The organism is Planktothricoides raciborskii GIHE-MW2 (genome assembly GCF_040564635.1).
Lineage (GTDB): Bacteria > Cyanobacteriota > Cyanobacteriia > Cyanobacteriales > Laspinemataceae > Planktothricoides > Planktothricoides raciborskii.
In genome coordinates, this window is the sequence record NZ_CP159837.1 from 858,450 (window position 1) to 870,503 (window position 12,054).

Annotated in this window: 14 protein-coding genes; 4 read left to right on the top strand and 10 right to left on the bottom strand. The window is 45.5% G+C overall.

The genetic code is table 11. The annotated features are described in order from the left end of the window. Positions 1-91: 91 nt before the first annotated feature. From ABWT76_RS03495 to ABWT76_RS03505, 3 genes are all read right to left on the bottom strand, one after another. Entirely contained in the window at positions 92-1,966 is a 1,875-nt protein-coding gene (locus tag ABWT76_RS03495; RefSeq protein ID WP_354635645.1) for a 5'-nucleotidase C-terminal domain-containing protein, read from the bottom strand. Next, positions 1,963-2,442 (bottom strand): hypothetical protein, encoded by a 480-nt coding sequence (locus ABWT76_RS03500; protein WP_054469266.1) that lies wholly within the window; start codon positions 2,440-2,442, stop codon positions 1,963-1,965. The genes ABWT76_RS03495 and ABWT76_RS03500 overlap by 4 nt, the downstream gene beginning before the upstream one ends. 502 nt (positions 2,443-2,944) lie before the next feature. Continuing rightward, complete coding sequence (locus ABWT76_RS03505; RefSeq protein ID WP_054469265.1) at positions 2,945-3,160, bottom strand: hypothetical protein; 216 nt, start codon at positions 3,158-3,160, stop codon at positions 2,945-2,947. Between the two features lie 669 nt (positions 3,161-3,829). Here ABWT76_RS03505 and ABWT76_RS03510 point away from each other — a divergent pair. Next, entirely contained in the window at positions 3,830-4,354 is a 525-nt protein-coding gene (locus tag ABWT76_RS03510) for a helix-turn-helix domain-containing protein (protein WP_072160896.1), read from the top strand. Positions 4,355-4,415: 61 nt separating this feature from the next. Here the strand turns inward: ABWT76_RS03510 and ABWT76_RS03515 are convergent, their stop codons facing one another. The 3 genes from ABWT76_RS03515 to ABWT76_RS03525 are packed head-to-tail and all read right to left on the bottom strand — an operon-like array spanning position 4,416 to position 7,167. Further along, positions 4,416-5,036 carry a hypothetical protein gene (locus ABWT76_RS03515; protein ID WP_054469264.1) on the bottom strand — a complete coding sequence of 207 codons (621 nt, stop codon included), beginning with the start codon at positions 5,034-5,036 and terminating at the stop codon, positions 4,416-4,418. A gap of 44 nt (positions 5,037-5,080) precedes the next feature. After that, on the bottom strand, positions 5,081-6,127 hold the full coding sequence (locus ABWT76_RS03520) for a DUF1611 domain-containing protein (RefSeq protein WP_054469263.1): 1,047 nt from the start codon (positions 6,125-6,127) through the stop codon (positions 5,081-5,083). A gap of 2 nt (positions 6,128-6,129) precedes the next feature. Continuing rightward, positions 6,130-7,167, bottom strand: coding sequence for a mandelate racemase/muconate lactonizing enzyme family protein (locus tag ABWT76_RS03525; protein WP_054469275.1), 1,038 nt, complete (start codon positions 7,165-7,167; stop codon positions 6,130-6,132). A gap of 218 nt (positions 7,168-7,385) precedes the next feature. Between ABWT76_RS03525 and ABWT76_RS03530 the strand changes: the two genes are divergently transcribed. Together ABWT76_RS03530 and ABWT76_RS03535 are read left to right on the top strand one after the other, a co-directional pair. Next, a complete protein-coding gene (locus ABWT76_RS03530) occupies positions 7,386-8,279 on the top strand; it encodes an AEC family transporter (protein WP_054469262.1) in 894 nt (297 codons plus the stop codon). A 251-nt stretch (positions 8,280-8,530) separates the two neighbouring features. Next, the gene (locus ABWT76_RS03535; protein ID WP_354635646.1) at positions 8,531-9,796 is read left to right on the top strand and encodes an O-antigen ligase family protein; all 1,266 of its coding nucleotides are present in this window, start codon (positions 8,531-8,533) and stop codon (positions 9,794-9,796) included. A 295-nt stretch (positions 9,797-10,091) separates the two neighbouring features. Here ABWT76_RS03535 and ABWT76_RS03540 read toward each other — a convergent pair whose 3' ends face one another. The 4 genes from ABWT76_RS03540 to ABWT76_RS03555 form a co-directional block, all read right to left on the bottom strand. Beyond that, on the bottom strand, positions 10,092-10,289 hold the full coding sequence (locus ABWT76_RS03540) for a hypothetical protein (protein WP_054469260.1): 198 nt from the start codon (positions 10,287-10,289) through the stop codon (positions 10,092-10,094). Between the two features lie 66 nt (positions 10,290-10,355). Next, the gene (locus tag ABWT76_RS03545) at positions 10,356-10,550 is read right to left on the bottom strand and encodes a hypothetical protein (RefSeq protein WP_054469259.1); all 195 of its coding nucleotides are present in this window, start codon (positions 10,548-10,550) and stop codon (positions 10,356-10,358) included. A 92-nt stretch (positions 10,551-10,642) separates the two neighbouring features. Further along, positions 10,643-10,786 carry a hypothetical protein gene (locus ABWT76_RS03550; protein ID WP_190880075.1) on the bottom strand — a complete coding sequence of 48 codons (144 nt, stop codon included), beginning with the start codon at positions 10,784-10,786 and terminating at the stop codon, positions 10,643-10,645. Positions 10,787-10,876: 90 nt separating this feature from the next. After that, positions 10,877-11,071 carry a hypothetical protein gene (locus ABWT76_RS03555; RefSeq protein WP_190880073.1) on the bottom strand — a complete coding sequence of 65 codons (195 nt, stop codon included), beginning with the start codon at positions 11,069-11,071 and terminating at the stop codon, positions 10,877-10,879. A 482-nt stretch (positions 11,072-11,553) separates the two neighbouring features. Between ABWT76_RS03555 and ABWT76_RS03560 the strand changes: the two genes are divergently transcribed. After that, positions 11,554-12,054 carry a pentapeptide repeat-containing protein gene (locus ABWT76_RS03560; RefSeq protein ID WP_190880071.1) on the top strand — a complete coding sequence of 167 codons (501 nt, stop codon included), beginning with the start codon at positions 11,554-11,556 and terminating at the stop codon, positions 12,052-12,054.

Genomic DNA, 12,054 nt, shown 5'->3' on the forward strand with positions numbered 1-12,054 from the left:
ACAATATGGCTATTCAGTATAATGGCTTGTTAGCAAAGTCGTTGACCACCAAGACGCGGGCAGAGTGGACATTGCCCACTTGCTGCTCTGATTAAATCGCCCTGAAACTATCAGCAGTAATTAGGTTAGATGAAACGCCATTGAGGGTGACGAGAACCTCTCCGCCAAAGGAGATTAACGTTTCCGCCGAGTCTTGGGTAATCGAAAGTTGGGCGAAAGTTAAGCCGTCTCGTAATCCCAAGAAATCAACCCCATTCTCAAAGTCAGTCACCACATCGCCACCGCCACCAGAGCGCAAGACAAAAGTATCGCTACCGGAACCACCCGTTAAGATGTCGCTGCCTAAATCCCCGAAAAGGATATCGTTGCCTTCGCCGCCATCGAGAACGTCGTTGTCTTTACCCCCGAACAGAGTATCGTCGCCACCTAGTCCGGAAATAGTGTCGTTGCCGCGATTGCCGTTGATGATGTTAGGATTGGCGGAACCCGTTACGACATCGTTACCATCGAGCGATCGCAGTCCACCCAGTCGTCCGGCGAGCAGTCCTGACGCCACTGTAAAGACATTATCAGTCTGATTTAAGTTAAAGAACTCCGAGGCTAGAGCCGTATCGCGGCGAACCGTCAAGTTTTGAATGCGATCGTCTTCGGCTGGGGGTACATCCGCTTCGTTAAACGAGCCGATCGCCGTCAGATAATCCGCCACCGCCTTTTGCTCCCGACCTGGGGTATTAAAAGTTGAGTCAGATCCTGCTGCTGCGAGGCTGACGGGGTTAGAGGTGGCAGCAAAGTCTGGGAAAGGATAGCCATCGCCTCCATCTGCCAGGAATTTCAGAGTGACAGTGCGGAAGGAGCGGTTTGGGTCGCCGACTAACTGACCATTTTCTACCACAATATCCGTAACACTGCCCGATTCATCTCGCAGGGAGAGAGAACGCAAGCGCTGTCCAGAGGGTAAAGTGGGATCGAAGCTAAACGCCATCCCCCCAACTTGTGGGAACTGACCCGGAGTTGCCCCGGCTGCTGTTTTCGCCAAGCCATGCTCGATTACTTGTTGCAGTTGCGATGCCGTTAGGGTCAGCACCGTTAACTCATTATTGAATCGCATGACGTTTTCAATATCGAGTTGGGAAACTTGTCCCGCTTCCTTCCCAGCAATAGAATTGGCGAGCGGTGGGGTTTTTTCGCCCTCGCTACTGATGGCCCCGATGGAGTAGCGGATACTCCCCCCATTTTTAATCGAGATCACCACGCTAGGATCGACTTGGCGAGCCGCAAACAAATTAGCATCCGCACCGAGATTACCCAGGTTGGTTTCTTGGGTGCGGACATCGCTGGTGCCGCCGTTGAGAAATACCTCGCTGCGACCAAAGGTATTCCCGTCTTTGGGGGCGGTGGAAAGTTGTGCCACAGCCAAGCCTACCGACAATTCCTCAAAGGGGGGGACGTTCCCGGTCTCGATCACCCCAGTTTTGTCCGTTGCGTAGGCTCCACTGATATTGGGGTCAATGCTTGAGGGAATCAGAACCCCATTATCGTCGAAATCCGCTACCAAGCGACCCACATACTTATAGTTGCCCTTGGTATTAACAATGGCAACGGGTTGCCCGGTGGCAGAGGTTGTGAGAATTGGGTAGAGACCTCCAGAGGTATCTCCGACTCGCAGGCGATCGGTAGCATCTGCCAAGATATCGTTAGATCCCCCCGCCACAATCACATCCACATCCCGCAGGCGAGAGGCGAGTTCCTGGTCGATATTCAGGTCTCTCATGTGAGACAACAGAACAATTTTGTTAATACCTTGGGCGGTGAGGGCATGAATGGAGGGTTGAATGGTGGCCGCCAGAGCATCGAGATCGTTGGGGTCTGAGGGGGATATACCGACATTGCCAGGAGACGAGAGGCTGCCCAGCAGAGGAGTCGTAGCCCCAACAATGCCGATGGGTTGCCCTTGCAAAGAAATCACCGTGCTTTTAGCAATGCTGTTGGGTTGGGGGGCTGTCCGTCAGGCACGACGAATTTTGCTAAATTATTGTCGGTGCTGAAGTCGAGGTTCGCACTCAAAAATGGGAATTTAGCACCTGGATAGTTATAGACTCCTTCGATAACGGGGTCTGCGGGAATCAAGGAGGCGAGGATACCCGTACCGAGGTCAAATTCATGACTGCCGAAGGTGGCGGCGTCAAAGAACAAGCCATTGTTAGTTTCAATATCGGCTCGTCCTGCACCGGGTTTACCAATTACAGCGCTCAGTGCCGGATCGCTACTGGCGAAAAAAAACGGGCCAGGAATGTATAAATCTCCTGAAGTTAGGGTCAGGGTTTGTTCAGGAAATTGAGAACGCAGAGCGTTGATGACGCTGGAAAAAGGGAGGATATCTTCTAGTGCTTCAACACCTGCCTCTTGGTCGGATGTATGCAGTATTTGGAGAGTGAAAGTCATAATTTAATTTTCCTGATCAGTGACAATGATTCTTTATACTTCGGGATTGTAACAGATTCAGCCCAATTTAATAAAAATCTCGGCTCGATGACGCTCAACGCGGTGCCCCTAAATTCTTTTATATTTATATTAGTTTAATAAAAACTTTTATTGTCATATGAAAATAAAAGAATTTAGGATTTATCGGCTTTTTCAGAAACCGGGTTTCTTGGAAAAATCTCGGATCGATGACGAGAAATCGAGGGTAGAAACCCGGTTTCTATCCCCCGGTTCAGAGGACCAGAAGTCCCCTAGGTGGTGACAGTTCTCGTGAGGGGGAAGAGGCAGAAGCCGCCGTCTTGATGGGAATGCGACCGGCGAGATAAGCTAAACGACCCGCTTCTCTGGCAGAAAACCGGTTTCTTTTTTGGCCTGGGGCGATCGCCTGTATATAGCCGCTGATTTCCCCACATTACCATCTTTTATCTTCTATTTAAATTTTGATAAATTTTCCTTTTTAGAATTATGATTTCACTACCACCGCCCGCGCATCCACCGCAAACAGATAGGGGGCAGCCACGGAGGGATTGCCCCCACAAACATTGCCACGAATCGCGATCGCAGAATCAATCATAAAAAGCCCCTTGTCATCCCCTGGTTTCAAATAGATTTCATACCTATCCCGAACAATTTCCAATAACTCGGCAAAATTGGTCGGGTCTGCTTCAAAAGATGGCATAGTACGCTCCTGATTTATAGCGCGGTATCTCAGCAATAAAGGCGATCGCCTCTTGGTAAAAATCTCATCCTACTACTATAAATAACTCAGAAACCGGGTTTCTGTTGTGGATATCAAAGTTATCTTTGGCAGCTAAAAAAGAAGCCCGGTTTCTTAGTCCCCGCAGACAAACCACAGCCCAGAAACCGGGTTTCTGTTGTGGATATCAAGGTTATCTGTGGCAGCCAAAAAAGAAACCCGGTTTCTAAGTCCTCGCAGATAATTGGCAGCGGATATTGGCAGCGGATAGATCGCGGATTGGCAGCGGATAGATCGCGGATAAAAGAATTATCTCATACAGAAAATAGTCACCCCATCCGCTGCCAACCACTATTCTCAAATAAAATAGTCACCCCATCCGCTGCCAACCACTATTCTCAAATAAAATAGAAGAGTCCATCCGCTGCCAATTATCTGTGGTGCGTTACGGCTGGAATTAAGGTTAATTGTTACCCCCCAAAGTCAATCGCCAGCCTAACACACCCTACCAAACTACCAAACTAATTTTCCCCCCTCCGCCTTACTATTACGATGTAGTAAATCAAAATAACAACCAACAAGAGAAAATCTTGACACCCCCTAAAAATCCTGCTATCGTACTATTACGATGTAGAAAGAGAGGCCAAAAAAATGAGTACCCCAACCAACAACCAAACCAGCACCCCAATCAGCACCCCAACCCATATCGGCACCACCGAAGCCGCCCACTACCTAGGCATTTCCACCGTCAGACTCCGCATTCTCCTCCAGCAAGGGCGGGTTAAGGGAGCCGAAAAGCAAGGCCGCAACTGGGTTATCCCCTTATTCAACGGAATGCCGGTCATCGAAGAACGGGGCAAAGGGCCCAAAGCCACCTGGTATAAGCGCCGCCGGGAAGCGGAAACCTGCATCCTGGTGAACCGGCAAATTATTGGCAAAAACGCCAAAGAAGGTCAGAACGAGCCGCCGATTGTGGTTAAAGAAGGCAAAAACCAACATGAATGCCACGAATTAGAAATCAACGGCCCCTGCCGCATCGTGTACACCCCCCATGAAACAGGCCCATGCGGTGCTCGGCTGTGGATTGAAGCAGCGGCTAATGTACCATTAGTGAGAAAGATTTTTGCCACTTTTCAGCCGGTAAGTCAAGAACCAAAAGCGGTTTTTGAACTTTAGTTTTTAGGCTTAGTTTTTAGGCTTAGTTTTTGGTCAATAACACCAGAAAAATACCCGATCGCTAATTGGCTGAAATTCTCGCCCACAGTGCCAGTCCCCCTCCGCGTCCTCTAGCCGCGATCGCCTGTTTTGTCAGCAAAAAATAAGCAAAAAAAGCTTGTTGATTAATTTTTCTTTGATAAAACTTTGCCTCGCTATTTTTGCCATCTCTAATATATCCGTTATAAAGAGTAATGCCAAACATTTGCACTTTCATGCGGGTAAAATCAAAAGCTAAAAGGCTTTTTTTCGGGTAGAATTTAGCCGGGCCATTGATGGTGAATTTAACCGAAGCAACTTGAATAATATTTTGAATGCTCCCTGGGGTAAAGTCTGGATCGTTGCCCATTTCTAATTTTTCCAGGGTTGTGGGAGAGTAACTCAGTTGAATATTGAGAAAAATTGGCAGATATTGTCCAGATTTTTTAACAGTTTGAGCGGTTTGTTTGCTGCTAACAAAGCAGAGTCGCCAATTACCGATTAATTGGCTAAAGTTAGCTTCAGGTTTATCTTTTTTTGCCGTAGACTCACTTTCTAATAGTGCAGTAATCAGGTCGGCACTTGGCGGTTTTTTTATGGTTCTATCGGTGACAGATTTAGCCGCTTGTTCTAGGATTTGGGTTGGTTCAATTAAGTTAGTCATTTTGACAGATTATGAATATTTTTTGAAAAATGAACGAGCTATCCTTAATTGCTGATTAAGGCATCTAATAATAAATCAGCGCCAAAGCGCACTACATCACTGCAAGGTAAGCCGGTTTCCGCTTGAATTTGAGCGATCGCATCTTGGGCAGCAGTTTCATCTAAATGCCCGGTATTTAAAGCGATCGCCGCCACCCGCGAACGCTCCATTGTCCCGGCAGCATTTGCCACCATTTCATACAATTTAATCACTTCTGGTAACGGTGGAATCTTCACATCAGGACAATGCTTGATCGCCGTTTGCCCCACCTTGTGAACTAACAGCAAATGAGTGGGTTGACTGCCCCGCAACAAGGGCAAAGTTGCCGTAGAACCGGGATGAAATAGCGATCCTTGACCCTCAATAAACAGAATTTCCTGGTCAGGGCCAAACTGCATCACCATTTTTTCGATCGCCCCAGCAGCAAAATCCACCCGCACCGCATCCAAAGGCACCCCATCTCCGGCAATCATTAATCCGGCTTGACCTGTCGCTAAGAATTTCGCCCGGATACCTCGACGTAAAGCACAGCGTTCTAACTCAATACTGGCGGACATTTTGCCAATCGCCATATCTGTCCCCACCGCCAACACCCGACGACAAGACAGCGATCGGGCTTTACCTCCACCCACTCCGAGTCCGGGGGGTTCCTGACGCACGTCCCAAATCCACTGACCTTCCCGCAGCATTTGCCGCAATGCCGGTTTTTGGCCAAAAAAAGTATGTAAGCCATTCACCAAAGAAAGTCCAGAGGCGATCGCTGCCTCAATTTCTTGCACCCAATCATCGGGCAAAGCGCCCCCAGATGGGGCAATCCCAATCGCCAAAACATTCGGCTGATAAACTAACGCCTCACCCACCGATGCCACAATCGGCACATCCTGGGCAACTCCTGTCAGTTCAAACAAATTTTTTCCCGCACAATCGCGATCGATCGCCGCCACAATTTGCGCTTGACTATAACGCAGTAGGGTTAAACCTGTTTTCCCTGTCTGCCCCAAAATGCCGCCATGCAGCAGAATCGCCACCCGATGACTACTGGTTAAAAACATCTCTATTTCACTCCTAAACCTGGTAAATAATTCGGCATCAAACACCCATTATCCATAATCGCGCCGGTAAAAGGATCGTCCGTTAAATTCATATGACTATCCAAATCTAGATAATCCGCCAAAGGGGACAGATGCGCCATAGCCGTATTCGCCAATATACTATCAGAATAACAACCAAACATCACCTTTAACTTACAAGCTTTTGCCGTATAAATTGCTCGCATAGCTTCCGTTAAGCCTCCACATTTCATTAACTTAATATTCACCCCATGCACCCGGTCAGCCAACTTGGGAATATCCACACTGGTAAAACAGCTTTCATCCACAAAAATCGGTAAAGGGGCTTGTTCATAAAGTTCTAATAATTGCTTTCTCTCTTTCACCGGCAGCGGTTGTTCCACATATTCCACCCCATGAGTGGCTAACCACGCACACATTTTTTTCGCATCTTTCAGATTCCAACCGGCATTGGCATCAACACTAATTTTCGTCCCTTCTGGGGCGGATTCCAACACTGCCATAAACATCGCTTGATCCGCAGCAATTCCTGCCGGAGAACCCAGTTTAATTTTTATCGCTTTTACCGGAGTAACATTCAGCCAATCTCGCAATCTTTCTTTTGCCCCTGCGGGGGAATTAATCCCAATAGTGACAGAAGTAGGAACAATATTTGCCAGTTGTAATCCCCACAATTTCCACAAAGGCATTCCGACTTTTTTGCCTAACCAATCATGTAAAGCCACATCAATGGCTGCTTTCGCCGCTGAAGGCATTTTCATGGTCTTGATAATTCTTTCTATTCTTTGGCGATCGCAGGGATCAAGACTATCAGCAATCATTGACATTCGTTGCAAACCATCGACGATATCCGCCGTTGTTTGCTGCATTTCTCCAATAGAAAAAGGAGTCGCCTCTCCCCAGCCTGAAATTCCATCTTGTTCGATTTTCACCAAAACATTTTGACTCTCAGCCGTCGTGCCCCGACTAATCGTCAAAGCAAAGCGTTTATGCACCGTAAAAGTTTCGATGGAAAGTTTCATAATTTGAATCAATTTGAAATACAATAATCATATCGGGCATCAGATCGGGTTTTAATCGCTGATGTAGGGTGGGCATTCCCCACCCATTCCCTATATACAGGTTTTAAATATAGAGAATAGAGAAAGGGTCAGTCTTTTGTAAATCAGTCCCTAGCAAATTTGCATAAAACCGATTATCTTTAAACTAACCTAAGTTTAAATCTCCATTAACCGCCAGTATGATTGCCCTTTTATCTTCTGTCATTCCCGTAGCCTTGATTGTCCTGATGGGGTTTTATGCCGGTAAAACCCTAGAATTAGATCAGCCGACTCTCTCTCGTGTAGTCCTCTATGTTCTTTCTCCCGCTTTAATTGTGGATAGCTTATATCGTACCACAATGAATACCGAAAATATGCTGGGCATTTTTGCGGGATTTATCCTCACTTATCTGTTATTATGTTTGTTGGTATGGGTAGTGGGAAAACAATTTAGCTTATCACCAGCCACCCAAAAAAGTTTACTAGCTACCACCTCTTTTCCCAATACCGGAAATCTGGGTTTGCCGGTCAATTTATTTGCCTTTGGGGAAGCAGGTTTAGAACGGGCGATCGTCTATCTTATCGCCTCTAGTCTTGTCACTTTTAGCACCGGCCCAGCTTTTTTGAAAGGGGGAAGTTTTTGGTCTGGATTGCGGTTTACCCTGAAACTGCCGCTAATTTGGGCGATGGTTTTTGGCGTATTGTTGCGGTTATTTGGTAGTGAATTACCGTTTAAATTAGATCAGGGTTTACATCTGGTAGCCCAAGCCGCAGTGCCGATCGCCTTATTACTATTAGGAATGCAAATTGCCAATAGTACCTGGCAATTTTCCCCCTATGAAGGGGCGGCAAGTTTTATGCGTTTAGTGGTGGGTTCAGTGGTGGCATACTTATCAGGCAAACTCTTAGGATTAACCGGCTTAGATTTGCAAGTTTTGGTCTTACAAAGTTCAATGCCAGCGGCAGTTAATTCCTTTTTAATGGTAAACGAATTTGGCGGCGATGCCCCCAGAACTGCTAGAGTAGTGGTGGCTTCTACTTTATTGGGATTTGTCACCTTGCCCGTGGTAATTTGGGCGATCGCTGACTTATAGCGCTTCGCGCTGGGAGGGAATAGGTAATAGGGAACAGGGAACAAGAAAAACGTCAACGGCGTTTTGAGAATTAAACTGTAATAGCAGAGGAAAATGTACAATTACATAACATTAGACTCCTGGCAAAATACCGATATCGCTCCCCCCAACCCCCCTTAAAAAGGGTGGTTTTTAGAATAAAAGCAATAATTTTATTATATTATCATATAACCTTATACAACCAATAAATTATCTACTAAAATCTAAGCAATATGAATTTTGCTCCCGCATTTCCAAAAGAAAAAATTAATCAGATTCTCTGTATTGTCTTATTATTCAGTTCCACCCTATTTCCTTTACGGATTTTACCAGGAAATACCCGGATTGATAGTCTGCTGATTCCCATCGCCGCTTGCTTATTAATTTTTCAGAATTTAACCCACTGGCAAACGGTCTGGAAAACCAATAGAAAAATATTATTAACTTTGACCTTATTTTATGGCTGGATTTGGGTTTGTGCGGCGTTTAGTCTTTATGTAAAAACGGCGATTAAATATAATATCATGTATTCGATTGATATTTTAATATTTTTAGCATTTTTGCTAATGACTGTCGCTCATAACCTGACCAACATATATCACAAATATCATAGAATTATTTTTAATTTTTTAGCTTTGCTGGGATTTATCGGATTGGTCGAATATTTTTTTCCAGAGAACTGGTTTTTTGAAGTATTCGGAGCCTATAACTATCTGGGTCACTATCCCCAAGTCAGTTCATTAATGCAAAATCCCAATCAGTTTGGCACAGTTATGGCGATTGGGTTGGGTCTGGGGATGATTTTAAAAAAAGCACGAGTAATCCAGGATTATGAGTTTTATCCAGGAATGTTTTGCTTATTTATGTCCCTGGCTTTAGCCGCGAGTCGGAATGCCTGGATTGTGTTTGTTTTATTGATGGTATTGGGATTAATTTATCGGCTACTAACCCTGAAGGAAGCAATTATTTATAGTGCAATTTTTATCTTTACCTTACTATTTTTTCCGATTCCCACCTACCGCTTGGGACTCAAAGGTAGTGAGATTTTCCCCTTGATTGATTGGTTGACCCAGACTCAGGCAGAACCCAGGGGTTCAATTCCCGATCCTCAAAGTACCGCCATGTCCAGATTTCTCCTGTGGAAAACCGCGATCGCGCAAATTATTCAGCATCCGATTACGGGCATTGGCATTGGGGTTTTTGCCGAACATATTAGCCCACAAGTGATGGGACGGGTGGGATTACACGCCCATAATATTTTTCTAAATATCGGCGCCGAAACCGGCATTCCTGGATTGTTGATTTTTTTAGGTTTGTTAGGCCAAATTATGCTTCAAGCCACTCTGAAAAATGGGCCGGTGATTATTTTTGTAATTCTCTTATTAGTGTCACAATTACCCGACTTTTTTATCGCCGATTTCACCTTTATGATAGTGGCGCTATATTTCTTGGCGATCGCCTGTCAGCAGGGGAGCGAGGGTGTAGGGTGTAGGGTGTAGGGTGTAGGGGTTTGAGGGGGTGTAGGGTGTAGGGTGTAGGGTGTAGGGGTTTGAGGATGCATAGGATGCATAGGATGCATAGGATGCATAGGATGCATAGGATGCATAGGAAAATTCTCTCTTTTCTTTTCTCTATTCTCTTTTCTCTATTCTCTTTTCTCTCTTCCCCCCACACCGATGGCGGCCGATGGCGGCCCCCCAATTAAAAACCCCCAGCGATCGCCGGGGGTTTTTAACTTTGACATTATTTTATAATAACTGCCAGATTGATCGTCAATTAAACTGGATTAAATGACTAACTCATCGAGGCACCAGAGCGATCGTAGCTCGTCCGCACATCTGAGCGGATTTGGCCTTGAATGGTGGTGCAACCGTCGTCCGTGGTATCAAGACCCACTTCTTCATTAGTGCGAGCCAACATTGCTTGTTGACGATTTTTAGCCGTGTGATGGTGACGCATCATTAAATCGCGGGCTTGATCTTCAGTAGACATAGAACGTTTCTCCAAAAAATGTATTGATAATGTTGCTTAATTGACGGCTGTAATCAAGGATAATTGTTAGCTCATGGTCGAGCCAGAACGGTCATAACTGCTGCGGAAATCCGATCGCACTTTGCCTTGAATTTTGGTGCAATAGTCAGCGGCATCGATTCCCACTTCTTCAGCGCTACGGGTCAACATAGATTGTTGACGATTTTTGACCATTAAAGAATGACGCATCATTAAAGCGCGGGCTTGATCTTGAGCAGACATAGAATTATCCTCCAGGAAATTTATTATTGTTTTTCTTCAACTCAAAAACTTAAAGTAAGGTCATCGCGGGGCTAAATTTTGCGAAAACCCGATTACATTTTGCCTTGAATCTTGCTGTTATCAGGGGCATTCAGACCCACTTCTTCGGCACTACGAGCTAACATAGCTTGCTGACGATTTTTGGCTAAATGAGAGTGACGCATCATTAAAGCGCGGGCTTGATCTTGTGTAGACATCGAATTAATCTCCAGAAAATTTATTATCGTTTTTGTTCAACTGAAATAGCGGTCAGATGGAATTAAGATGGATTAAGATGGGATGAATCCCTAGCTCATGGTGGATCCAGAGCGATCATAGCTAACGCGGAAATCCGATCGCATTTTGCCTTGAATCTTGCTGCAATAGTCGCCGACATCAACACCGACTTCTTCAGCGCTGCGGGTCAACATGGACTGCTGGCGATTCTTGACCATTTGCGAGTGACGCATCATTAAAGCGCGGGCTTGATCTTGAGTAGACATTCTAATTGCCTCCTACTTCCTGAGTGGTGCTCAGTGGGTTGTTTGTCTTGACTCTTTTACTATAAACCATAATTCTGTATTAAAAAATACTATTTTTGTTTTTGTAATAAAACTTAACATTTGACCATAAAATGACTCAAATTCTTGAATGGCAAGTGTTTTGAGTTTTTTCTGCCCCCAAAATATAAGAAAATATCAGAAAACCCTGACAATTTTTTTTCGGGAAAAAATCCCTTGATTCCGTAGCGGTACAGAGAGTTTTAGCCAAAAATATGCAAATTAAATGAATTTAAAATTTATTTTGCGCCGCTACTGCTCAAAAATTGGCTCAAAAAGCTGTGGCGCGATCGCCTCTGGTCAACCCAGAAGATGCTAGAAAAGAACCGGGGATGGTGGGATGGGGGGTTAATTCCCGCCAGTGAGTCCCATGATTCTCCGGCTTGAAATTAACTGCGAAAATTAACTGCAAACGATATTGTCTTATGGGTTTTCGGCAACTGGCAACCGGGCTACTGATTTTACTGACGCTGTTTTGCCCTTTACCAGCTTGGGCACAAGCCACCAAATACTATCCGCCGCCTGCGTCCTACTCCCACTCCGTGCAAACCGGCAAGGACTTTTCTGGGCAAAATCTGCGATCGGCGGAGTTTGCTAATTCTAGCTTACAACGGACGAATTTTAGCCAAGTCCAAGCAGAAGGGGCGATTTTCAGTGGTTCCGTAATGACTGAAGCCTCTTTATCTAGCGGTGATTTTACCAATGCCATGCTGGATTTAACGGATTTTACCGGGTCGGATTTTCGTGATGCGGTGTTTGTGGAGGCGATTTTCCTCGGTTCTACTTTCGATCGCGTGGATATCACTGGGGCTGATTTCACCGATGCGCTTTTAGATGGGGCACAGGTAAAACAACTCTGTGCGATCGCCACTGGGGTAAATTCTAAGACGGGTGTAAAAACCCGCGATTCTTTATTTTGTCCTTAA